This is a genomic window from Actinoplanes sp. NPDC051537, assembly GCF_055586105.1.
This window is the reverse complement of record NZ_JBVJIU010000024.1, coordinates 62,145-83,860: the sequence shown is the minus strand read 5'-3', so window position 1 is coordinate 83,860 and position 21,716 is coordinate 62,145. Positions and strand designations below refer to the sequence as shown.

The 21,716-nt window shown below is 70.8% G+C and carries 22 protein-coding genes; 15 read left to right on the top strand and 7 right to left on the bottom strand.

Annotation, left to right across the window (positions count from 1 at the left end):
* The 4 genes from ACZ6TB_RS42370 to ACZ6TB_RS42355 all read left to right on the top strand — a co-directional run.
* A partial coding sequence (locus tag ACZ6TB_RS42370) for a hypothetical protein (RefSeq protein ID WP_465565359.1) occupies positions 1-505 on the top strand: 505 nt, incomplete at its 5' end.
* Positions 506-565: 60 nt separating this feature from the next.
* Entirely contained in the window at positions 566-1,531 is a 966-nt protein-coding gene (locus ACZ6TB_RS42365; protein WP_465565356.1) for a LacI family DNA-binding transcriptional regulator, read from the top strand.
* Positions 1,532-1,608: 77 nt separating this feature from the next.
* Complete coding sequence (locus ACZ6TB_RS42360) at positions 1,609-1,938, top strand: YciI family protein (RefSeq protein WP_465565354.1); 330 nt, start codon at positions 1,609-1,611, stop codon at positions 1,936-1,938.
* 1 nt (position 1,939) lies between these two features.
* Positions 1,940-3,130: an RNA polymerase sigma factor gene (locus tag ACZ6TB_RS42355; RefSeq protein ID WP_465565351.1), complete on the top strand. Its 1,191-nt coding sequence runs from the start codon at positions 1,940-1,942 to the stop codon at positions 3,128-3,130.
* Here the strand turns inward: ACZ6TB_RS42355 and ACZ6TB_RS42350 are convergent.
* The 3 genes from ACZ6TB_RS42350 to ACZ6TB_RS42340 are packed head-to-tail and all read right to left on the bottom strand — an operon-like array spanning position 3,120 to position 5,598.
* Entirely contained in the window at positions 3,120-3,320 is a 201-nt protein-coding gene (locus ACZ6TB_RS42350; RefSeq protein ID WP_465565348.1) for a hypothetical protein, read from the bottom strand. The genes ACZ6TB_RS42355 and ACZ6TB_RS42350 overlap by 11 nt on opposite strands.
* A gap of 10 nt (positions 3,321-3,330) precedes the next feature.
* Entirely contained in the window at positions 3,331-4,539 is a 1,209-nt protein-coding gene (locus tag ACZ6TB_RS42345; RefSeq protein ID WP_465565345.1) for an EAL and HDOD domain-containing protein, read from the bottom strand.
* A gap of 42 nt (positions 4,540-4,581) precedes the next feature.
* Complete coding sequence (locus ACZ6TB_RS42340) at positions 4,582-5,598, bottom strand: hypothetical protein (RefSeq protein WP_465565343.1); 1,017 nt, start codon at positions 5,596-5,598, stop codon at positions 4,582-4,584.
* 105 nt (positions 5,599-5,703) lie between these two features.
* Between ACZ6TB_RS42340 and ACZ6TB_RS42335 the strand changes: the two genes are divergently transcribed.
* The 5 genes from ACZ6TB_RS42335 to ACZ6TB_RS42315 all read left to right on the top strand — a co-directional run bounded on the left by ACZ6TB_RS42335 (position 5,704) and on the right by ACZ6TB_RS42315 (position 12,031).
* Entirely contained in the window at positions 5,704-7,668 is a 1,965-nt protein-coding gene (locus ACZ6TB_RS42335; protein WP_465565340.1) for a glycosyl hydrolase family 28-related protein, read from the top strand.
* 101 nt (positions 7,669-7,769) lie between these two features.
* Complete coding sequence (locus tag ACZ6TB_RS42330) at positions 7,770-8,672, top strand: NAD-dependent epimerase/dehydratase family protein (RefSeq protein ID WP_465565337.1); 903 nt, start codon at positions 7,770-7,772, stop codon at positions 8,670-8,672.
* Between the two features lie 33 nt (positions 8,673-8,705).
* The gene (locus ACZ6TB_RS42325) at positions 8,706-9,881 is read left to right on the top strand and encodes an MFS transporter (RefSeq protein WP_465565334.1); all 1,176 of its coding nucleotides are present in this window, start codon (positions 8,706-8,708) and stop codon (positions 9,879-9,881) included.
* 411 nt (positions 9,882-10,292) lie between these two features.
* On the top strand, positions 10,293-10,898 hold the full coding sequence (locus ACZ6TB_RS42320) for a hypothetical protein (protein WP_465565331.1): 606 nt from the start codon (positions 10,293-10,295) through the stop codon (positions 10,896-10,898).
* Positions 10,895-12,031 carry a Gfo/Idh/MocA family protein gene (locus tag ACZ6TB_RS42315; RefSeq protein WP_465565329.1) on the top strand — a complete coding sequence of 379 codons (1,137 nt, stop codon included), beginning with the start codon at positions 10,895-10,897 and terminating at the stop codon, positions 12,029-12,031. Before ACZ6TB_RS42320 ends, ACZ6TB_RS42315 begins: the two co-directional genes overlap by 4 nt.
* 116 nt (positions 12,032-12,147) lie before the next feature.
* On the opposite strand, the gene ACZ6TB_RS42310 is transcribed toward ACZ6TB_RS42315, so the two are convergent.
* Positions 12,148-13,140, bottom strand: coding sequence for a pectate lyase family protein (locus tag ACZ6TB_RS42310; protein WP_465565326.1), 993 nt, complete (start codon positions 13,138-13,140; stop codon positions 12,148-12,150).
* Between the two features lie 194 nt (positions 13,141-13,334).
* Between ACZ6TB_RS42310 and ACZ6TB_RS42305 the strand changes: the two genes are divergently transcribed.
* Positions 13,335-14,285 carry an NAD-dependent epimerase/dehydratase family protein gene (locus ACZ6TB_RS42305; RefSeq protein ID WP_465565323.1) on the top strand — a complete coding sequence of 317 codons (951 nt, stop codon included), beginning with the start codon at positions 13,335-13,337 and terminating at the stop codon, positions 14,283-14,285.
* Here ACZ6TB_RS42305 and ACZ6TB_RS42300 read toward each other — a convergent pair.
* Positions 14,282-14,734, bottom strand: coding sequence for a hypothetical protein (locus tag ACZ6TB_RS42300; RefSeq protein WP_465565320.1), 453 nt, complete (start codon positions 14,732-14,734; stop codon positions 14,282-14,284). The genes ACZ6TB_RS42305 and ACZ6TB_RS42300 overlap by 4 nt on opposite strands.
* A gap of 102 nt (positions 14,735-14,836) precedes the next feature.
* Between ACZ6TB_RS42300 and ACZ6TB_RS42295 the strand changes: the two genes are divergently transcribed.
* Both ACZ6TB_RS42295 and ACZ6TB_RS42290 read left to right on the top strand, forming a co-directional pair.
* A complete protein-coding gene (locus ACZ6TB_RS42295; protein ID WP_465565317.1) occupies positions 14,837-15,523 on the top strand; it encodes a response regulator transcription factor in 687 nt (228 codons plus the stop codon).
* The gene (locus ACZ6TB_RS42290; RefSeq protein WP_465565314.1) at positions 15,520-16,761 is read left to right on the top strand and encodes a HAMP domain-containing sensor histidine kinase; all 1,242 of its coding nucleotides are present in this window, start codon (positions 15,520-15,522) and stop codon (positions 16,759-16,761) included. Before ACZ6TB_RS42295 ends, ACZ6TB_RS42290 begins: the two co-directional genes overlap by 4 nt.
* Before the next feature lie 43 nt (positions 16,762-16,804).
* Here ACZ6TB_RS42290 and ACZ6TB_RS42285 read toward each other — a convergent pair whose 3' ends face one another.
* Together ACZ6TB_RS42285 and ACZ6TB_RS42280 are read right to left on the bottom strand one after the other, a co-directional pair.
* Positions 16,805-17,437 carry a PepSY domain-containing protein gene (locus ACZ6TB_RS42285; RefSeq protein WP_465565311.1) on the bottom strand — a complete coding sequence of 211 codons (633 nt, stop codon included), beginning with the start codon at positions 17,435-17,437 and terminating at the stop codon, positions 16,805-16,807.
* 72 nt (positions 17,438-17,509) lie between these two features.
* Complete coding sequence (locus tag ACZ6TB_RS42280) at positions 17,510-18,769, bottom strand: aspartate aminotransferase family protein (RefSeq protein ID WP_465565309.1); 1,260 nt, start codon at positions 18,767-18,769, stop codon at positions 17,510-17,512.
* A 75-nt stretch (positions 18,770-18,844) separates the two neighbouring features.
* Between ACZ6TB_RS42280 and ACZ6TB_RS42275 the strand changes: the two genes are divergently transcribed.
* Genes ACZ6TB_RS42275 through ACZ6TB_RS42265 form a run of 3 tightly spaced genes read left to right on the top strand, consistent with a single transcriptional unit; the run spans position 18,845 to position 21,705 of the window.
* Positions 18,845-19,738, top strand: a complete 894-nt coding sequence (locus tag ACZ6TB_RS42275) for a LysR family transcriptional regulator (RefSeq protein WP_465565306.1) — start codon at positions 18,845-18,847, stop codon at positions 19,736-19,738.
* 33 nt (positions 19,739-19,771) lie between these two features.
* Positions 19,772-20,926, top strand: a complete 1,155-nt coding sequence (locus ACZ6TB_RS42270; protein WP_465565303.1) for an RICIN domain-containing protein — start codon at positions 19,772-19,774, stop codon at positions 20,924-20,926.
* A gap of 56 nt (positions 20,927-20,982) precedes the next feature.
* A complete protein-coding gene (locus ACZ6TB_RS42265) occupies positions 20,983-21,705 on the top strand; it encodes a class I SAM-dependent methyltransferase (RefSeq protein WP_465565301.1) in 723 nt (240 codons plus the stop codon).
* Positions 21,706-21,716 lie beyond the last annotated feature (11 nt).

The window sequence follows — 21,716 nt, the reverse complement described above, 5'->3', positions numbered from 1 at the left end:
AGGCGCCGCGCTGGGTGAGGGCGCCGCGCTGGGTGAGGGCGCCGCGCTGGGTGAGGGCGCCGCGCTGGGTGAGGGCGCCGCGCTGGGTGAGGGCGCCGCGCTGGGTGAGGGCGCTGCGCACGGTGAGGGCGCCGCACTGCGTAATGGGGCCTCGCGGCCGGAGGCGGCCGCGGAGCGTGATGCCGTCGCGCGGCAGGAGATGGCCGCCCGGCAGTTCGCCGCCGCCGCGTCCGAGCACCACCCGGAACCCCAGGTGGTGGCCGACCCCGACCTCGTGGCGCTCGAGGCCGGCGCGCTGGCCCGGCAGATCGCCGCCGAGTACACGCGGGCCGCCGACGAGCTGCGCCTCCCGCTGGCCGAGCTCGGCGAAGGGCTCGACCAGCTGCTCGACAACCCCGAGATGCCGGCCACGCAGCGTCACCTCTATCTCGCCGCGATTCAGACCGAGTATCGGCAGATCGTCAGCCTCGTGGACTATCTCGAGGCGCGCGCGGGGTCACGCTAACGGGTCGAACAAACATCAAAGACCTTCCATAAACCATCAAAAACCCCTCATCCTGTACGCGTGAAGCACCCGCACCGGATTCGGGAGATCGCCCGCCAGGCCGGCCTCAGCCAGGCCACGGTGGATCGCGTGCTGCATGGTCGCGGCGGCGTGCGGGAGAGCACCGCCCGCGAGGTCGGCCGGGCCATCGCCGAGCTCGACCGGCAGCAGACCGAGGCGCGCCTCACCGGTCCGGCCGTGCCGATCGACGTGGTGGCGACCGTTCCGCCCCGCTTCGCGACCGCCATCCGCACCGCGTTCGAGGCCGAGCTGCCGTCGCTGCGACCGGCCGTCGTGCGGCCCCGGTTTCATCTCAACGGCCCGGATGTCACCGCGGTCCTCGGCCGGGTCGGCCGCTCCCGCTCGCAGGGCCTGATCCTGCACGCCCCGGACACGCCGGAGGTCGTCGAGGCGGTGGGACGGCTGAGCATCCCGGTCGTGACCCTCGGGGCCGATCTGCCGGCGAGCAAGCGGGTCGCGTACGTGGGAATTGATCATGCAGACGCCGGCGCCACCGCCGCGTACCTGGTCGAACAATGGCTGGCCGACCGCGCGGGTGACGTTCTGCTGGTCCGGGCCGACGATGACCTCGGAGAGGTCGAGCGGGCCGCCGGGTTCCGCGCCGAGATGGCCGTCCGCGCGCCCAACCGGCGCCTGCTGGAGGGACGGCAGGCCGAGATCCGCGCGGTGCTGGCCGGCAGCCCCTCGGTCCGGGCGATCTACGCGCCGGCCGGCGGCGGCAACGAGGCCGTGATCGAGGCGTTCGCGGCCGAGCACCGCAACTACGACGTCTTCGTGGCGCACGACCTCGACGGGGAGAGCGCCGGCCTGCTGCGCGCCCAGAAGATCTCGGCGGTGTTGCGCCACGATCTGCGCGCCGACGTGCGACAGGCCTGCCTGACTATTCTGCGGGCGCAGGGCGCGCTGCCCGGGCCGATCCGCTCGGAGCCGTCGGCGGTGCGGGTGAGCACGCCGTTCAATCTCTAGAAAATTCTTCGGCGGCGTTGTCCGGATCGCGTCCGGCCGTTCGTCACCCTGGTGAAAGCACGAACTAGGGAGCTGAGATGAAGTACATGATGTTCGTCTGCACCGACACCGAGCCCGAGACCGACGAGTCGTCGATCCCCGACATCCACACCTGGGTGGCCGACAACGACACGGCCGGCCGGCGGGTCTCCGGGAGCGTGCTGGTGCCGCCCTCGTCCGCCACCACGGTCCGGGTCCGCGGCGGCGAGGTGCTGCTCAGCGACGGCCCGTTCGCCGAGACCAAGGAGGTGATCGTGGGCTTCGACATCCTCGAGTGCGCCGATCTCGACGAGGCCCTCGCCGTGGCCGCCGCGCACCCGATGGCGTACTCGGGTCGCCTCGAGATCCGCGCGTTCACGGACCTCTGAGTTGGACGCCGCCGCGGCCGTCAGCGCCGGCTGGGACTCGTACGCCCGGATCGTCGCCACCCTGATCAGGGTGACCGGCGACTGGGACCTCGCCGAGGACTGTGCCCAGGAGGCGATGGCGGCCGCGCTGGAGCGGTGGCCGCAACACGGCGTGCCCACGAACCCGGGCGGCTGGCTGATGACGGTCGCCCGGAACCGTGCGCTCGACGTGCTGCGGCGCTCGGCGGTCGAGAAGACGAAGCTGCGGGAGGTGGCGATGCTCTGGAATCCCGGCGGGTCGTCCCCCGAGGAGATCGAGGACGACCGCCTCCGCCTGATCTTCACGTGCTGCCACCCCGCGCTGTCGCTCGAGGCCCGGGTGGCGCTGACCCTGCGCACGATCGCCGGCGTCCCGACCGCCGACATCGCCCGCGCGTTCCTGGTCACCGAGCCGACCATGACCCGCCGCATCACCCGGGCCAAGTCGAAGATCTCGGACGCCGGCATCCCGTACCGCGTGCCGTCCGGGCCGGCGCTCACCGAGCGCCTGCCCGGGGTGCTGGCCGTCCTCTACCTGCTCTTCACCCGGGGGTACGACGCGGACGGCGAGCCCGCGTTCGCGGAGGAGGCCATCCGGCTGGCCCGCCTGGTCGCGGCCCTGATGCCGGCCGAGTCCGAGGCGGCGTCGCTGCTCGCGCTGTTCCTGCTGCAGCATTCCCGGCGGCACGCCCGGCGGGACGTGGTCGGCGACCTGGTCACGCTGGAGCGGCAGAACCGCGCGCGCTGGGACCGGGAGGCGATCGCCGAGGGCCTGACGATCTTGTCGAGCACCCCGATCGAGGGGCCATACGCCCTGCAGGCCCGCGTCGCCGCCTGCCACGCGACCGCCCGCTCGTTCGCCGAGACCGACTGGACCTCGATCGCCGCCTGGTACGACCAGTTGGCGGCGATCCAGCCGACCCCGGTGGTGAAGCTGAACCGGGCGGTGGCCCACGGCTACGCGTCCGGCCCGGCCGCCGGCCTGGAGCTGCTGGCGGCGGCGCGAGCCGAGCTCGGCGACTACCCGGCGGCGATCGCCGTCGAGGCCGACCTGACCGCCCGGGCCGGCGACCGCGCCCGAGCGGCCGAGTTGTTCCGCACGGCCGCGGCCGCGGCGCCGTCCGAGGTGGAACGCCGGGCGCTGCTGTCCCGCGCCGCCGACCTCAACCCTTGACCGAAGTCAGAAGATCGGCGTCCTGGACGGGATCGATCGGGTGGTCCGGGTAGGCGTCGCGGGCGGTCCAGGCCAGGATGTGGCACGCGCCGGAGGCGAAGAACGCCTGGTCCGGTCGCTCCCACGCGACGCGCTGGTCGGAACGCTCGAGGGGCGTCCGGCGGAACCTGCCGGCCGGCGTCAGGGGCATGCGCCGAACGTTACGCGGCGGCCAGGCGGGCCGAGGCGTCCAGGGCCCGGGTCGACCAGCGGACGGCGTCCATGTACTGACCGGCCAGGTCGAAGCTGCCGAACTCGCCCTTCTCGTAGGCGTCCACCGCGCGCAGCACCCGGCCCAGCGCGCCGGCGCCCGCGGTCAGGGCGTCGACGATCTCGAAGGCCAGCGGGAACTGGTCGGCCATGCCCTCGGGGGTGATGGCCAGCAGCTGGCCGACGCCGCTGATCACGCCGGCCATGAAGGCGGCGTCGGCGGGGGCGCCGAACCACACGGCGATGTTCTCGCACAGGCGGGCCCGGGTCAGCACGCCAAGCATGTGCTCCTCGGTGCCGCCGTTGTCGTCGAGCACCATGAGCAGCGCCCACTGGCGGATGTGCGGCAGGCCGACCATGACCACGGCCTGGCGCACCGAGGAGACCCGGTTGGCGTGGCCGGCGGCGGCCGAGTTGCTGGCCCGCAGCACGCGCAGGGAGAGCGGCGGGTCGCTGGCGATGATGCCGACGATCTTCTGGAGGTCGGGCTCGTTCGAGCTCAGGGCGGCGACCAGCTCGAGGCGGCGCAGGCGGGACGGCGAGAGGCTGGCCACCGTCAGCACCTGGGGGTGGCTCAGCGCGTACCCCTGGCGCAGTTCCATGTCGTATTTCTCGGCGATGGCGAGCTGTTCGTCGGTCTCGAGGCGCTCGGCCACGATCTTGATGTTCGGGAACTGGCGGCAGGCGGCGACGACCTCGTCGAGGCGGGACAGATCGCCGTCGAGGAGGTCGAGCTTCACGTACGAGGCCATCGAGAACAGCACCTCGTGGCCCGAGCCCCAGACGAAGTCGTCGAGCGCGATGCGGTAGCCGGCCTCGCAGAGCGCGGTGATCCCGGCGACGACCTGGTCGTCCATCTGCACCGTCTCGAGCACCTCGAGCACCACCTGCTCGGGGCCGAAGGGCAGGGCGATGTCGCCGACCAGGAAGTCGCGGGTGAGGTTGATGAAGCACAGGCGGTCGCCGGCCACCTCGCGGATGCCGAACTCGGTGAACGCGTTGATCATGACGGTGCTGGTCGCGTACGTGTCCTGGCGTCCCGCCGCCACCGCGTCCATGCTGCCGCGGAAGAGCAGTTCGTAGGCCACCACGTCGCCCCGCACGTCGAAAATGGGCTGCCGCCCGACGTGCACGAGCTGGGCGCCGTCCGTTGCTTTCACGTTGTTCCGTATCGGCCCGCGGGGCCTCGATCTGACCAAAACCTAGACGTCCGTACGCCAGAGGCCGCCCGCCGTCGCCATCAGCAGAGCCGAACCCCGCCCGGCGACGGCCACCGGCGCCCCGGGCGTGTCCACGGCCTTCCCGTCGATCCACAGGCCGCCCCCGGCCACCACCGGCTTGCCGCCCGCGACGGTCAGCGACCGCACCCCGCCCGGGTCGCCGCCGAACGTCTTCCCGGCCGTCCAGGACCCGTCGTGCCAGCGCCACAGCCCGAACGAGGTGCCCCGGGCCCCGGCCGCCAGCACGTCGCCGCCGACCCGCACCGCCCGCTGCATCTCGTTGAACCCGGTCGCGGCCGGCGGGTCGGCCTCGGTCCAGGCCTTGCCGTCCGCGCTGACCCAGGCCGCGGCCCGCTCGTCGACGCTGTCCTTCACCGGTATGCCGCCGACGAGTGCCCACCGCCCGTCGGGGAGCGCCACGGCGTCCCGGGCGATGGTGTCGCCGGCCAGGCCGGGCGCGTTCTCGAAGAGCGTGAACGCCCGCCCGTCGGGGGAGAGCCAGGCCGCGGCGCCGCTGCTGCGGTTGCCGGCGATCGCGAAGCCGGACGGGCCGGCGGCGATCCGGGACACGTCCACGGCGCGATCCCCGCCGTACGTCTCGAATGGTGCTCTGTTCTCCCGCAGCGCGCCGGAAGCGAAAAGCCACGTGCTGACCCGCGGGTTGCCGTGCGCCCCACCCGGCACCGCGCCGAGCATCGTCACCCGGTCGCCGTCGCAGGCGATGCTCGTGATCACGTCCTTGGGGCCGTAATAGCTGTCGGGCAGAGCGACAAATGGGACAACAACCCAGGAGGACCCGTCGGTGCTTGTCCAGGCGCCGGGCCCGGCGCCCCCGGGAAGACCGCCGGCCACCCACCACCGATCGCCGCAGGACGCCACGTCGCGCAGGTCGGCGGCCGGCACGTCGAGGCGCTTCCACGACGCGGACGGCTTGCTGCAAGCGCTGACCGAAAGCGCCGCCAGCACGACGACGATCGCGCAAGAGAACGATGGCTTCATGTAACAACCGAGCAATCTGCCGAAAATATGGGACGAGGTCTTGTGTAGTACGTCACAGCAATCTTATGGTCACGGAACTTCGCTCCCCATCAGAAAGATCTACGGATGTCGAAAGCTGCCCTCACAGCCGCCATAGCCGCCGGTGTCGCTCTCGCGGTCGGAGCGGCCGGCACCGCGTACGCCTCGAAGCCCGCGACCATCACCGGCACCCGAGCCGCCATCGACCCGTCTCTCGTCGCCGGCCGGGGCGCCACCGTCCCGTTCGTCGAGCAGGAGGCCGAGACCGCCGCCACCAACGGCACCGTGATCGGCCCCGACCGCGCCGCCTACACGCTGCCGGCCGAGGCCTCCGGGCGCTCCGCGGTCAAGCTCGCGCCCGGCCAGTACGTCGAGTTCACGCTGCCCAAGGCCACCAACGCGATCACCGTGCGGTACAGCATCCCGGACGCGCCGACCGGCGGCGGGATCACCGCGCCGCTGGCCGTCAAGGTCGGCAAGTCGACCCGGACCATGACGCTGACCTCGCAGTACGCCTGGCTCTACAACCAATATCCGTTCAGCAACGACCCCGGCGCGGACCTGCTGCACCCGGACTGGTGGATCACCGAGTGCTCGTGCGTGCCGAACGCGACCACCCCGGCGCCGGTGGTCAGCAAGCCGTTCCGGCCCAACCACTTCTACGACGAGCAGCGGCTGCTGCTCGGCAAGACGTACCAGGCGGGCGAGAAGATCCGGCTGACCGCCTCGGACAAGGCGGCCTGGACGGTCATCGACCTGCTCGACACCGAGCTGGTCGGTGCTCCGAAGATCAACCTGATCGCGTCCAACGTGCTGCTGTTCGGCGCCGACCCGACCGGACGCCGGGACTCGGCCGCCGCGTTCGACAAGGCGATCGCCTTCGCCAAGCGGGCCAAGCTCAAGGTGTACGTGCCGCCGGGCACGTACCAGGTCAACCGGCACATCATCGTCGACAACGTGACGATCGAGGGCGCGGGAAGCTGGTACACGATCATTCGTGGCACCGAGCAGCTCCTGTCGACGCCCGCGCCGGACGGCTCGATCCACACCGGTGTCGGCTTTTACGGGGAGAACTCGCGCAATGTCCATCTGAGTGACTTCGCCATCGAGGGTGACGTCCGCGAGCGCATCGACACCGACCAGGTCAACGGCATCGGCGGCGCGATGAGCGACTCGACGATCGACGGCCTCTACATCCACCACACCAAGGTGGGTCTGTGGTTCGACGGTCCGATGTCGAACATCAAGGTCACCAACAACGTGATCGCCGACCAGATCGCCGACGGCCTGAACTTCCACATCGGCGTGACCGGCTCGCTCGTCAAGAACAACTTCATCCGCAACACCGGCGACGACGCGCTGGCGATGTGGTCGGAGAAGCAGGCGGACGCGAACAACACGTTCGACCACAACACGATCCAGACGCCGGTGCTGGCCAACGGCATCGCGATCTACGGCGGCACCGACAACACCGTCTCCAACAACCTGATCGCCGATCCGATCCGCGAGGGCAGCGCGCTGCACGCCGGTTCCCGGTTCGGCGCCGAGCCGTTCGCCGGGCATCTGTGGTTCACCGGCAACACCACGGTGCGGTCCGGGACGTACGAGCTGAACTGGAACATCGGTCTCGGCGCGATCTGGTTCTACGCGCTGGAGAAGAACATCGACGCGGACGTCCAGGTCGTCGGCGACAACTTCCTGGACAACACGTACAACGCGATCATGGAGGTCGCGGACTGGCCGGTGAAGGACCTGTACTCGATCACCAACGTCCACTTCAAGGACGTCAAGATCGACGGCGCCGGTACGAGCGTGCTCAGCGCCCGGGTCGGCGGCGGCGCGACGTTCGAGAACGTCGACGCCCGCAACGTCGGTGCGGTCGGCATCAACAACTGCGGCCGCTTCAACTTCCCCCCGACCGGCTCCGAGTTCTCGGTGACCGACCTCGGCGGCAACGACGGCGGCTGGCTCGCGCCGTGGGAGCTGCCGAACACGATCACCTGCGACGACCGTCCCCCGGTCGTCGCGCCCCCCGCCCCCTCTCCCTGGTAGCCATCCCCAACCGTGGCCCCGCTCGTTGATTCGGGCGGGGCCACTCCCGGTTGGTAGCCTTGGCCCCGCCTTCTGCCTGCCGTCCGATGTTGGGAAGTCCGTTGAGCCAAACACTGCTGGTGACCGGTGGTGCCGGTTTTGTCGGCTCCAACCTCATCAAGGCGCTGCTGACGGATTTCCCCGCGGCCGCGATCGTGTCGCTCGACAACTACTTCACCGGGTCGCCGGCCAACCACGTCAACGACCCCCGGGTGAGCTACGTCGAGGGCTCGACGGTCGACGTCGCCAAGATCTGGGCCGAGCGCGGGCTGCCGAACCCCGAGATCGTCTTCCACCTCGGCGAGTACTCGCGCATCGTCCAGTCCTTCGACGACCACGACCTGACCTGGGAGTTCAACCTCCTCGGCACGATGGAAGTGGTCAAGTTCGCCTCGGCCAACGGGTCGAAGCTGATCTACGCGGGCTCCAGCTCCAAGTTCGGGAACGACGGGCAGGACGAAAACCTCAACCCGTACGCGTGGACCAAGGCCAAGAACATCGAGTACATCACCAACTACGCAACGTGGTACGGGCTCGACTACGCGATCACGTACTTCTACAACGTGTACGGCCCCGGCCAGATCACCCACGGGCGGTACGCCACCGTGATCGGCATCTTCGAGAACAACTACCGGCACGGCAAGCCCCTGCCGGTCGTCTCGCCCGGCACCCAGACGCGTGACTTCACCCACGTGGACGACATCGTCCGGGGCATCGTGCTGGTCGCCCAGAAGGGCACCGGCGACGGCTACCTGCTCGGCACCGGCCGCGAGTGGCCGCTGCTCGAGGTGGCCAAGCTCTTCAAGACCGAGTACGTGATGATCCCCGCCCTGCGCGGCGAGCGGGTCCGCGGCCAGGCCGACACGTCGAAGGCCGGCGAGCTGGGCTGGCAACCCGAGCGGCAGCTGGACGACTACATCGCCTCGTTCGTCGCCACCCACGAGGCGGGAGAGCTGAGTCACTGACCCGGCGGCCTCGCACAGGGTTGACTGTTGCGAGTGCGCCGTGCCCTGATTCCCCTGCTCGCCCTGGCCTGCGGTCTCACCGTGGCCAACCTCTACTACTCGCAGCCGCTGCTCGACCTCATCGCCGGCAACTTCGGCGTGAGCCAGGGCGCGGCCACCGTCGTGGTCACCCTCACCCAGATCGGGTACGCGCTGGGCCTGCTCCTGCTGCTGCCGCTGGGCGATCTGGTGGAGAACCGCAAGCTCACGACCCGGCTGCTCGGCGGCACGGCGGCCGCTCTCCTGGCGGCCGCGGTCTGCCCCGCGTACCCCCTCTTCCTGATTTTCTCGGTCTTGATCGGTGTGACCTCGGTGGTAGCGCAGATCCTCGTGCCGTTCGCCGCGCACCTGGCGCCGGAGGAGGAGCGCGGCGCGATCGTCGGCAAGGTGATGGGCGGCCTGCTGCTCGGCATCCTGCTGGCGCGCACGGTGTCGAGCTTCGTCGGCGGCCTGTGGGGCTGGCGCGCGATCTACTTCATCTCGGCCGCCCTGATGATCGGCCTGGCCGTCGCGCTGTGGCGGTTGCTCCCGGCCCGGTCGCCCTCGCACACGGCCGGTTACCGGTCGCTGTTACGGACCGTGTGGGATCTGGCCCGATCGGAGCCCGCGCTGCGTCGCCGCGCCATCTGTCAGGGCCTGGTCTTCGGCGCATTCAGCGCATATTGGACGGCCATCGCCTACGAGCTCATCGACGAGCACGGCTTCAGCCAGACGCAGATCGCGATCTTCGCCCTGGTCGGCGCGGGCGGCGCGGCGGCAGCGCCGATCGCCGGAAAGATCGCGGACCGGGGGTACGGGTCGGTAGCGAGCGGTTTCGCGCTGGCGCTGGCCGCGGCGATGGCGGTGCTGGCCGCCGCCGGTCATCGCAGCGTGATCGTGCTCGGCCTGGCCGGCGTCCTGCTCGACTTCGCCGTGCAGGCCCACCAGGTGATGAGCCAGCACGAGATCTACGCCCTGCGGTCCGACGCCCGGGCCCGCATCAACACCGTCTTCATGACCACCGTCTTCACCTGCGGCGCCATCTCGTCGGCCCTGACCGGTGCGCTGCACCACCGTTTCGGCTGGACTGGCGCGTGCGTGCTGGCAGCGTCCTGCGCCGCGGCGGCGCTGGTGGTGTGGGCGGCGGCTCGGTGGCGGTCGCCGACCCGAGCCGCGGAAGTCGCCGCTTGACGACCTCCGGCTCTGCTTACCTTCGCGTACCCCCGGCTCTGCTTACCTTCGCGTACCCCCGGCTCTGCTTACCTCCGCGCGCCTTTGCTCTGCTTGCCTTCGTGCGCCTTCGGCTCTGCTTACCTTCGAGCGCATCGTGAATCGATATGCGCGATGCGCGTATCGGTAAGCAGAGCGAAGAGAGCGGGACCGCGCCGCCGTGCCTTTGCTCTGCTTACCTCCGCGCGCATCGTGAATCGATATTCGTGATGCGCGTATCGGTAAGCAGAGCAAAGGGGCCCGGCACCGGTTCTGCTTGCCTCCGCGCGCCTCTGGCTCTGCTTGCCTCCGCGCACCCTCGGCTCTGCTTACCTCCGCGCACCGGGCGGGCGCGGATGCGCTGCGTTGTCGTGTGCTGACAAGATAGTGACCATGACCGATCAGCCGCGGCCGGCGGGGCGCAACTGGGCCGAGATTGCCGCCATGCTCGGTGGGATTGCCGCGCTGATTACCGCGATCGTGGGGGTGTTCACGTTCATCGCCGCGCAGACGAAGGACGACAAGCCCTTGCCTCCGGTGGCCGGGCCGGCCACGACGACGGCCGCGCCGGGGCCGGCCACCTCGACCGCCGCACCGCGGCCGGCCACGTCGACGACCTCGCCGCCGGCGCCGGCCGCGAGCGGGTGGGAGGCGGTCTACTCCGACGTGGCGTTCATGTTCGACAACAACGGCGTCGACTTCGATCAGGACAAGCCGAAGCGGGACGCCGGGCCGTCGATGCAGGCGTACTCGGGCGGGTCGATGGCGATCGCCTATGGCGCCGCGAAGATCGCCGTGCTGCACTCGGGGCAGGCGGCTACGCCGGAGGCCTGCTCCGACGTGATCGACAGCGAGTCGACCCGGCAGGTGACGCTCGCCAACAGGCTGAAGGTCTGCGTGCGTACGCCGACCGGACGGGTGGTGCTGATGACCGTAAAGGAATCCGCGGGCGGCACGGACTGGAAGGTCACCGCGACGGCCTGGCAGCCGCCGTCATGAGCGCGCCGCTCGGGGTGGCCGTCGTCGGGTTCGGCTGGATGGGCCGGGTGCACACGCAGGCGTACCTCCGCATCCCGCACCATTACCGCGATGCGCAACCGATCGCCCTCGTCGCCGTGGCCGACGACGTGCCCGGGCGGGCCGAGGAGGCCGCCGCCCGCTATGGCTTCGGGCGGGCCACGCTCGATTGGCGTGACCTGCTCGATGACCCGGCCGTGCAGGCGGTGAGCATCACGCTCCCGAACTTCCTGCACCGCGAGGTCGGGGAGGCCTTCGCCCGGGCCGGCAAGCACATCTGGATCGAGAAGCCGGTCGGCCTGACCGCGGACGACGCGCGTGCCCTGAACGGCGATGTCCAGGTCAGCGTGGGCTTCAACTACCGCAACGCGCCCGCCGTCGAGAAGGCGCGCGAGATCCTGTCCTCCGGGCAGATTGGAAGTGTCACCCATGCGCGGTTTCGGCTGCTCAGCGACTACGCGGCCCACCCGGACGGCGCGCTGAGCTGGCGGTTCGAGCGGGAGCGCGGTGGCAACGGCGTGCTCGGCGACCTCGCCTCCCACGGCGTCGACCTCGTGCGGTACCTGCTCGGCGAGATCGACTCGCTGATCGCGGACACGGCGATCTTCATCCCGACCCGCCCGCGCCCGTCGGCCGCCACCGCCGGCCACGAACGCGGCACCGGCGCGCCCGGCCCGGTCGAGAACGACGACTGGGTGGGTGCGCTGCTGCGGATGACCTCCGGCGCCCGGGTCACGCTCGAGGCCAGCCGCGTCTCGGTGACCGACCAGAACAACTACGGCTTCGAGATTCACGGTACGCGGGGCGCGCTCTTCTGGGACTTCCGCCGCCTGGGCGAGCTCGGCGTGGGCACGGGACAGTCCTATCAGGACGAGCCGGTGCGCACCCTGTTCGCCGGTCCTCGCGACGGAGAGTTCGGGGCGTTCCAGCCGGGCGCCGGCATCGCGATGGGCTATGACGACCTCAAGGTCATCGAGGCGTACCGCTTCCTGCGCTCGATAGCCGACGGCACCCCCCACGGCGCCACTCTGGCCGACGCCATCCGCAGCGCCGAGATCCTCGACGCGATGGAACGCTCGGTGACCGCGGGCGCCTGGGTCAAGCCGGGCCGATAGCGGGCTTTTCAGGTCGACCGAAAGGCGGGTCGACCGGGAGGCGGGTCGACCGGGAGGCGGGTCGACCGAAAGCCGGGAGGCGGGCACCTCCCGGCTTCCTTCGGGGGGCGTGCGGATCAGATCTTGCCGGTGCCGGCGCTCGCGGTGACGATCGACTTGACGTTGTTGTTGGCGTCGACCGTGTACGCGTACGGGATCGCCGCGACGCTGGCGCCGTTTCTGGTCTGCGGGGTGCCGGAGTTGACCAGGTAGTTGTTCAGCAGCTTGACGTTGCCGGCCGGGGACGAACCGGTCGAGGTCACCACCGTGTTGGGGGTGTTCTCGAAGTAGTTGCGCTCCACGTAGACCCCCGCATTGCAGGTGGTGGCCACGCCGTACGTGCCGCTGTTGTAGTAGTAGTTGTTGTAGACGTGCACCGGGTTGCCGAAGCGCACGCGCGGGCCACGCTGGTCACAGTTGCGGAAGTAGTTGTGGTGGTACGTGACCCGCAGGTGGCCGGTGTCCTCGGAGGCGTTGTCGTCGCTGTGCCCGAGCAGGTTGCACTTGATGTGGTCGTGCTCGTAGTTCCACGACACCGTGATGTAGTCGCCGGCATGCGTGATGTCGATCAGGCCGTCGTAGTAGTCGGTGCCGTGGCTGGTGTCGCTGGACAGGTCGTTGTGGTCTATCCAGAGATGCGTGGACTTCTCGACGTGGATGGCGTCGCCGTTGCCGTTGCCGGCCAGCACCTTGGCGATCTTCAGGTTGCGGATGATGACGTTGTTGACGCCCTTGAGCTTCAGGCCGCAGCCGGTGAGGCCGGAGCTCGAGCCGACGCCGAGGATCGTCTTGTTGGAGGCGACCGTCACGTCGGCCGAGCAGCTGAAGTTGCCGCTGACCTTGATCGTCTGCGAGGTGCTGGAACTGGCCGCGCTGGTCAGCGCCGACAGGCTGGTGGCGGTGACCGTCGTGCTGGACGAGCCGCCGCTGGTGCCGCCGGCCTGGGTGGACCAGCCCTCCTGGTTGAAGGTCGCCGCCGAGGCGGCGGGCGCGTAGGCGAGCGTGGCGGCGAGGGTGAGCGCGGCGGTGGCGGCCGCGCCCAGGGAGATGCTCCGGGATCGGTGTGTCATCGGGACCTCCGTGCGGATCGGTCCAGACCGGGGGAGCGGCCCGCTGAGGACGGGGCAGGCAAGCGCTTTCCTGGATTTCGCACGGTATCGACTTCCATCTATGGAGTCAAGAAGCGCGGCCGGTGGGCGCACGATTGACCCGACCGTCGCAGGGCAAAGTCGCAGGGCAGAGGCGCAGGGGAAAGGGAGCCACCATGAGAATCGTCGTCATCGGCGGAAGCGGGCACATCGGCACGTTCCTGGTCCCCCGGCTGGTGCGGGGCGGCCACGAGGTGGTGAACATCAGCCGCGGGCAGCGAACCAGCTACCTCGACGACCCGGCCTGGCGGCAGGTGCGTGAGGTGACCGCGGACCGCGAGGCCCCCGACTTCGCCGACGGGGTGATCGCGCTCCGGCCCGACGTCGTCGTCGACCTGATCTGCTTCACGCTCGAGTCCGCGACCACGCTCGTCGACCGGCTGCGCGGCGAGACCGGCCACCTGCTGCACTGCGGCTCGATCTGGCGGGCCGGACCGAGCCTGCGGCTGCCGATCACCGAGGACAACGCGCCGCCGCCGGTCGGCGAGTACGGCATCGCCAAGGACGCCATCGCCCGGATGCTCAAGGCCGTGACCGGGCTGGCCACGACGTCGCTGCACCCCGGCCACATCGTCGGCCCCGGCTGGCACCCGATCGGCCCGCTCGGCAACGTCGACCCGTCGGTGTGGCGCCGCCTCTCGGCCGGCGAGCCGCTGGAGATCCCCGGAATCGGCGCCGAGCTCATGCACCACGTGCACGCCGACGACGTGGCTCAGGCCTTCGAGGCCGCCATCACCCACCGCGACGCCGCGGCCGGCGAGGACTTCAGCGTGGTCGCGCCGTCCGCGCTGAACGTGCGCGGCTACGCCCGGATCGCCGCGTCCTGGTTCGGCCAGGCGGCCGACCTGCGGCCGGTGACCTGGGACAAGTTCCGCGACGGTACGGCCGAGGAGGCGGCCCGGGCCAGCTGGGACCACCTGGTCCGCAACCACTACTTCAGCATCGAGAAGGCGCGGCGCTTGATCGGGTACAGCCCGCGATACGAGCCGGAGGAGGCGATCCTGGAGTCGGTGCGCTGGCTGATCGACCACGGGCAGCTCGAGGTCGCGGGGCCGCTGAAGGTCTAGTCCTCGTCCCGGATGCGTAGGTCGGGAGTGCCGTTCGCGCAGGTCAGCTCGAACTTCACGCGATCGTGGTTATCCCGTACGCCGCGGAATTCGCCCTCTTGTTCGCGTTGTTCGTGGATCGCGAAACCCTGGGCCGGCGCCATCGTCAGGATGCGGTCGCAGCTCGCCACGACGGTCCCGCCCCGCGTGGGGAACGCCTCGCTCTCGGCCGCGGGGGTCGGGGACGAGGGCGACGGTTCCGATGACGGGGAGGGGGACGTCGGCGCGCTCGAGGAGCCCAGCGCCCGCAGCACGTCGTCCTCGCTGATCGGGGCGCCGGGGCGGGACGTCATCCCGGCCCCGACCAGGCCGATGCCGACCACGCCGACGAGCACGGCGAGCACCGCCGCCAGCACCCAGCCAGCGACGATCACCATGGGCTGACGGCCCAGCCGATCCAAGAGGCGCATTCCGCGACTATGCGCCATCGGACACTAAGACGGGCACCCGGCACGGCTAAGGGAGGGTTAAGAACCGCCGGTCGGGTGGGCTCAGCGGATAGCGTGCAGGCCGTGGCGAGACTCCTGCTCATCGAGGACGACCCGGCCATCCGGGCCACGCTTCTGCGCGCCCTGCGCGAGCGCGGGCATGCGGTGGCGGCGTCGCCCGCGGCCATGGACGGCCTCCGGACGGCGCTGGCCGAGCAACCCGATCTGATCGTTCTCGACCTGGGCCTGCCCGACCTCGACGGCCGGGAACTGCTCCGGATGTTGCGCGCGGTGAGCACGGTTCCGGTGATCGTCGCGACGGCCCGGGACGAAGAGACCGAGATGGTACGTCTGCTCGATGCGGGCGCCGACGACTACGTCGTGAAGCCGTTCACCGCCGCGCAGCTCGACGCCCGGATCCGGGCCGTGCTGCGGCGTGGCCCGGGCGGGTCGCCGACCGAATCTGATCTGGTCGTCGGCGAACTGCGCATCGACCCGCTGGCCCGGGAGGTGACGCTCGCCGGGCAGAGTGTCGAGCTGACCCCGCGCGAGTTCGACCTCCTGCACCACCTGGCGCAGAAGGCCGGACAGGTCGTCACCAAGCGCGAGCTGCTCACCGAGGTCTGGCAGGTCCCGTACGGCAGCACCGACAAGACCGTCGATGTGCACCTGTCCTGGCTGCGCCGCAAGCTCGGGGAGACCGCGCAGGAACCGCGTTACCTGCACACCGTGCGCGGCGTCGGCGTCAAGCTGAGCGAGCCGGCGCCGTGAGGGCGCGCCTGACGCTGCTGGTGGCGGCCACGACCGTACTCGTGCTGCTCGCCTTTCTGGTCCCGATGGCGCTTCTCGTCCGTCAGGCGGCCGCCGACCGGGCGCTGAGCAGGGCGGATGACGTCGTCCAGACGATCGTGCCGCTGACCGGGGACGACGCCGCCCTGCGCCTCGCGGTGACCGTCCAACCCGTACCCGTGACCGTTTTCCGCCCCGATGGAAGCGTGCTCGGCACGCCCGCCGCAACCACCCCCGCCGTGCGGTTGGCCGCCCTCCGGGGCCAGGCGCTGACCGTGGTCACCGACGCCGGACAGGAGCTGGTGGTGCCCGTCAGCGGCGTCGGCGGCGTGACCGTGGTCCGCACGCTGGTCACGAATGCCCAGCTCACCAACGGCGTGCACCGGGCCTGGCTGCTGCTGGGCGGCCTCGGCGCGGCGCTGGTGCTGCTCGGCCTGCTGGTCGCCGATCGTCTGGCCCGCGCGATAGTCGCGCCGATCACCGAGCTGTCCCGCGTCTCGCATCGCCTGGCCGGCGCCGACCTGAGCGCCCGGGCCGAGCCGTCCGGCCCGCCGGAACTGCGCGAGGTGGCCGGCGCGCTCAACCAGCTGGCCACCCGCATCCAAGATCTGCTGGCCACCGAACGAGAGCGCGTGGCCGATTTATCCCATCGCCTGCGCACCCCGCTGACGGCGTTGCGCCTGGAGGCCGAGTCACTGCGTGACCCCGACGAGTCGGCCCGCGTGCAGTCCGCCGCCGACGGGGTGGCGCGCGCCGTCACGGCCGTCATCCAGCAGGCCCGGCGCGACGCGATTCCGGCCGCGGCGGAATGCGACGCGGTCGCGGTGGTCGGCGGCCGGGCCGCTTTCTGGGCCGTTCTCGCCGAGGACACCGGCCGGCTGATGACGCGCGATCTGCCCGACGAAAGACTCCCGGTCGCGGTCGCCGCCGACAATTTGGCCGCCGCCTTGGACGCCTTGCTCGGCAACGTTTTCGCGCACACGCCGGACGGCACCCCTTTCGCGGTGAGCCTCACTCCAGTCGCCACCGGCGGCGCGATTCTCGTGGTTTCCGACGAGGGCCCCGGCTTCCCGCCGGATGCCGTTTCCCGGGGCGCTTCGGGCGGCGATTCGACCGGCCTCGGACTCGACATCGCCCGCCAGGTGGCCACCTCTTTCGAGGCGGTTTCGCCGGCTTCCGGCGGGGCGGTGGTCCGGCTTTCCCTTCCCGGTACGGCATGAAGCGGCGCACCCGGCAAACCCCGGGCGCGCCGCCTGCGGACCGTCAGTCGTCCGAGCCGTGACCACCGCGACCGTGGTCGTCACCGGCCTCCTTGCTGCGGCCACCGTGGTCGTCACCGGCCTCCGAACGACGGCCGCCGTGGTCGTCGCCCGGCTCGGCGTGCCGGGTGGCGCCGTGGTCGTCAGCGGCCGAGGCGCGCTGCCCGCCGTGGTCGTCCCCGGGCTCGGCGTGCCGGCCGCGGTCATCGCCGGCCGAGGTGCGACGCCCGCCGTGGTCGTCGGCCGTCCGCGTCGCGCTCGGGGTCGCCTTCACCGCGACCTTGTCGTCGCCCTTGATGCGATGCCGCAGCACCACCCCGGTCACCGCGTCCACGTCAATGTCGTGTTCGGCGCCGGCCCGCAGCACGTCGACGTCCCAGACCGCACGGCCGTGCTCGACCTCTCGCTCGAGCGACTCGACGACGCCGCCGCCCGCGGCTCGCAGGGCGATCTCCTTTGCGGCCGCGACGCTGACCGAGAGCGACGCCGGCCTCGATGCCGACGCCGAGGCCGACGGGGCCGGGCCGGCGCCCGCGTCGTCCTTTCCGGCGGCGAGAGCCGTTCCCGCCAGCCCGAGTGCGGCCAAGCTGCCGGCCGCGACCACGGCCACGACGCGCTTCCTGCTGAGAGATTTCATGGCAACTGCCTTCCGTTCGATCCGACCCGCCAAAGATCGCCGGAAGTCCCCTATGCGCGCGCTGTGTGAGCGTTAAAGGGAGGCTAAGGCCTTGTCGAGGATCGAAAGTCCCAGGTCGAGCTCGTCGAACGACGAGGTCAGCGGCGGCGCGATCCGGAAGACGCCGCCCATTCCGGGCAGCTGCACGACGTTCATGTGCAGCCCCAGTTCGAGGCAGCGACGAGTGACCGCCGCCCCGATCTCGTCCGACTCCAGTTCCAGCCCGACCAGCAGCCCGCGACCGCGCACGTCGGCGATCGCCGGGTGGCTCAAACTGCGCAAACCGCTCCGGAGGTACGCCCCCAGCTCCGCCGCCCGCTCATCCAGGCGACCTTCAGAAAGCACGTCGAGCACGGTGTTGCCCACGGCGGCAACGAGCGGGTCCGAGACATGGGTCGTGAAGAACAGGTAGCCCCGCGCGTGCGCCGCCTCCTCGATCGCGGCGCTCGTCACCACCGCGGCCAGTGGCAGCCCGGCCCCCAACGTCTTCGACAGCGTCAAGATGTCCGGAACCACGCCGTCCCGCTGGAATGCGTACCAGTCACCCGTACGGCAGAGGCCGGTTTGTGCTTCGTCGAGGATCAGCAGCCCGCCGCGGGCGTGCACCTTGGAACGCAGCTCGCCGAGGTAGCCGGGCGGCAGGTCGATCACCCCGCCCGAGCTGAGGATCGGCTCGACGATGCAGGCCGCCAGCGCGCCCACCGACTGCGCGTCGAACAGCTCGAACGCGTAGTCGAGCTGACGGCGCCAGTCCAGGTCGCCGGCAACCGAGGTGAAGTCGGGCCGGAACGCGTTCGGCGTCGGGATGGCGAAGTTGCCGGGCGCCACCGGCCCGTACCCCTTGCGCCCGGAGCTGTAGGTGGCGCTCGCCGCCGCCTGGGTCATGCCGTGCCACGAGCGCGCGAACGAGATGATCTCGTGCCCGCCGGTGACCAGCTTGGCCATCCGGATCGCGGCCTCGTTCGACTCCGCGCCCGTGGTCAGCAGCAGCACCTTTTCCAGCGGGTCGGGCAGCGAGTCGGCGAGGCGCCGGGCGAGCTCGACGACCGGCCGGCTGAGCATGCCGCTGAACAGGTGGTCGAGGGTGGCGGCCTGGCGCTGGATGGTGGCGACCACGGCCGGGTGCGAGTGCCCGAGGATGGCGCTCATCTGCCCGGACGTGAAGTCGAGCAGGCGGCGGCCGTCGGCGGTGTAGACGAAACTGCCCTCGGCCCGCTCGATGATCTCCGGTACGAACTGTCCCGCGCCGGAGTAGCGGACCAGGTGACGATCGGCGTCTTCCCAGAAGCTCATGACTCGACGCTAGAAGCGAAGGAAGCGTCAGGTCCATCTCACATTTTCGCCGCGGCTGTTAAGTTCGACTGCACAGTGACTCTCCATCCCTGGCGCCTGCGGTTGCTGGCCGACCTGGCGACGTACGGCACCGTCCGCGCCGTCGCCCAGCACGGCAACCTCAGCCCGTCCGCCGTCTCCCAGCAGCTCGCCAAGCTCGAGCGGGAGACGCGCACCGCCCTGATCGAGCGCGCCGGCCGCCGGGTGCGGCTGACCGCGGCCGGGGTGCTGCTGGCCGGCCGGGCCCGGGAGATCCTGGCCGCCATGGACGCGGCCGAGGCCGAGCTGCGGGGCCTGGCCGAGGAGCCGGCCGGCACGGTCACGCTGGCCGCCTTCCAGAGCGCCGTGCACTCGCTGGCCGAGCCCGCGGTGGCGGCGTTGGCCGAGCGGCATCCGGACGTGACCGTCGTGCTGCTCGAGCTCGAACCGCACGAGAGCATGCCGGCCCTGCGCCGCGGCGAGGTGGACGTCATCATCACCACGACCGACTTCGCGGGGGCCGAGCTCGACCCGGCGATCGACCTCGTGCCGATCGCGGAGGACGAGATCGTGCTGGTCCTGCCGCCGGGGCATCCGCTCACCGCGTACGAAATGATCGATCTTGAATCTTGTACGGATCAGCGCTGGACCTTCGACGTGACCGGTTCCTACATGTCCGAGGTGGCCACCCGCCGGTGCCGGGAGGCGGGCTTCGAGCCGTACGTCATCTGCCGGTTCAACAACTACATGATCGCGTTGCGGCACGTGGAGAAGGGCCGGTCGATCGCCCTGCTGCCGAGTCTCGCCGTCGATCCGCGCTACGCCGTCGTGACCCGGCCCCTCAATCCGCCGATGACCCGCCGGATCGTCGCCGCGGTCCGCCGCGCACCCCGCCCGGAGATCACCGCCGTGCTGACCAGGCTGCGGGCTCGCGTTTTCGAAACTCATTGACGTTTATCGATAGCGAGCGATTCCGTGAACGCCATGAGAATCGCTCCCATAGTGCTCGTCGCCGTCATCGGTGCGACCGGCGTCGTGGCGATCACCGCCGAACCGGCCGCCGCCGCACCCGTCATCTGCGACCAGTACGGCACCGCCTCCGTCCAGGGCGGCAAGTACATCGTGCAGAACAACCGCTGGGGCGCGAGCACCGCGCAGTGCATCGACGTCTCCGACGCCGGCTTCACGGTGACCCGGGCCGATCACAACAACGCGACCAACGGGCCGCCCGCCTCCTATCCGTCGATCTACGCCGGCTGCCACTACGGCGCCTGCACCACCGGCAGCGGCCTGCCCGCCCAGGTGAGCGGCCTCGGCGACCCGCGGGCCACCTTCAATATCAACACGCCGAACTCGGGTGAGTGGGACGCGGCGTTCGACGTCTGGTTCGACCCGAGCCCCAACCCGGCCGGGCAGAACTACGGCGCCGAGCTGATGATCTGGGCCAACCACCGCGGCCGCCCGCAGCCGATCGGCAGCCGGATCGCCACCGTGAACCTCGAGGGCGGCACCTGGGACGTCTGGTTCGGCAACATCGGCTGGAACGTGATCTCGTACGTGCGGACCACGCCCGACAACGGGATGACCAACTTCGGCCTCAAGTCGTTCATCAACGACTCGGCGGGCCGCGGGAAGATCAATACGGCCTGGTACCTGACCAGCGTGCAGGCCGGCTTCGAACCCTGGATCGGCGGCGCCGGACTGGCCGTGACCCGCTTCGACTTCGCCGTGAATGGCGGCTCGACGGCAACCGGAATCCGCGGCGCCGCCTCCAACCGGTGCCTCGACGTCGACGCGTGGAGCAAGGCCGACGGGGCCAAGGTGCAGCTGTGGGACTGCTTCCCCGGCAACGCCAACCAGACCTGGCGGCGGGTCGGCAACACGTTCGTGAGCGCCGACTCGGGCAAGTGCCTCGACGTCTCCGGCGGCCGCACCGCCAACGGCACCCGCGTCCAGCTCTGGACCTGCCTCGGCAACGGCGCCCAGCAGTGGGTCGTCAACGGCGACGGCACGATCGTCAACCCCAACTCCGGCAAGTGCCTCGACGCCACCGAGCTGGGCACGGCGAACGGCACGCCGCTGCAGATCTGGGACTGCGGCCGCCCACCGGCCGGGAACCAGAGATGGGGCCTCGCCTGACCGCCGGCCGGGAACCAGAGATGGGGCCTCGCGTGACCGTCGTAGCCTGAGATCTTATGTGGGCCGAGTTCGCCGAATTGGGGCGCATCAACGGGGACGAGAAGGCGGCCGAGGTCGGCTCGCTCGACTGGGGCACGGTGCCGGGGCCGATCGTGGAGATCGGCGCCGGCACCGGTTACGTGACCGCCTTGCTGGCCGCCGCGGCCGGCGGCGAGATCCTCGCGGTCGAGCGCGACCCGGCGGCGCGGGCGGCGCTGATGATGCGGGTCGTGTCCGACGCCGGGCTGCGCGAGCGGGTGACCGTCATGCCGGACGACTTCTTCGCGGCGGCGCTGCCCGACCGGTGGCGGGGTGCGCTGGCCTTCCACTTTCTCTGCCAGCTCGACGGCGACCAGCGCGAGCGCTTCTGGCCGGCCGTCGCCGCGCACCTGCCGCCCGGCGCCCCGCTCTACGTCGACCGGCACTGGGGCGCCGGTCCGGGCGAGACGATCCCCGACAAGGTCGCCGTGGAGGTACGCGTCGGCCGCCACACCTATCAGCGCCGGTTCGGGGCCGAGCCGCACGAGTCCGGCGGCACCCTCGCGCGCAACAGCTACCGGGTGCTGTCCGGCGACCGGGTCGTGCTCGAGCAGACGATCGAGTCGCTGGGATCGCCGTACTCGGAAAGCCAGGCGATAGCGCACGCCGCCGCGGCCGGTCTGGCCGTCGCCGAGGCCGGCGCGAACTTCCTGCGCTTCACCACGATCGACGGGCAACGGGAGCGTTCCCACCTGTTGTAGCGTGGATCAAC

Bases quoted from the DNA above. Each gene is read 5' to 3' on its own strand.
- ACZ6TB_RS42360 (WP_465565354.1), top strand. From the start codon at position 1,609: ATGAAGTACATGATGTTCGTCTGCACCGACACCGAGCCCGAGACCGAC.
- ACZ6TB_RS42350 (WP_465565348.1), bottom strand. From the start codon at position 3,320: ATGCCCCTGACGCCGGCCGGCAGGTTCCGCCGGACGCCCCTCGAGCGT.
- ACZ6TB_RS42340 (WP_465565343.1), bottom strand. From the start codon at position 5,598: ATGAAGCCATCGTTCTCTTGCGCGATCGTCGTCGTGCTGGCGGCGCTT.
- ACZ6TB_RS42335 (WP_465565340.1), top strand. From the start codon at position 5,704: ATGTCGAAAGCTGCCCTCACAGCCGCCATAGCCGCCGGTGTCGCTCTC.
- ACZ6TB_RS42320 (WP_465565331.1), top strand. From the start codon at position 10,293: ATGACCGATCAGCCGCGGCCGGCGGGGCGCAACTGGGCCGAGATTGCC.
- ACZ6TB_RS42315 (WP_465565329.1), top strand. From the start codon at position 10,895: ATGAGCGCGCCGCTCGGGGTGGCCGTCGTCGGGTTCGGCTGGATGGGC.
- ACZ6TB_RS42310 (WP_465565326.1), bottom strand. From the start codon at position 13,140: ATGACACACCGATCCCGGAGCATCTCCCTGGGCGCGGCCGCCACCGCC.
- ACZ6TB_RS42305 (WP_465565323.1), top strand. From the start codon at position 13,335: ATGAGAATCGTCGTCATCGGCGGAAGCGGGCACATCGGCACGTTCCTG.
- ACZ6TB_RS42300 (WP_465565320.1), bottom strand. From the start codon at position 14,734: ATGCGCCTCTTGGATCGGCTGGGCCGTCAGCCCATGGTGATCGTCGCT.
- ACZ6TB_RS42285 (WP_465565311.1), bottom strand. From the start codon at position 17,437: ATGAAATCTCTCAGCAGGAAGCGCGTCGTGGCCGTGGTCGCGGCCGGC.
- ACZ6TB_RS42280 (WP_465565309.1), bottom strand. From the start codon at position 18,769: ATGAGCTTCTGGGAAGACGCCGATCGTCACCTGGTCCGCTACTCCGGC.
- ACZ6TB_RS42270 (WP_465565303.1), top strand. From the start codon at position 19,772: ATGAGAATCGCTCCCATAGTGCTCGTCGCCGTCATCGGTGCGACCGGC.
- ACZ6TB_RS42265 (WP_465565301.1), top strand. From the start codon at position 20,983: ATGTGGGCCGAGTTCGCCGAATTGGGGCGCATCAACGGGGACGAGAAG.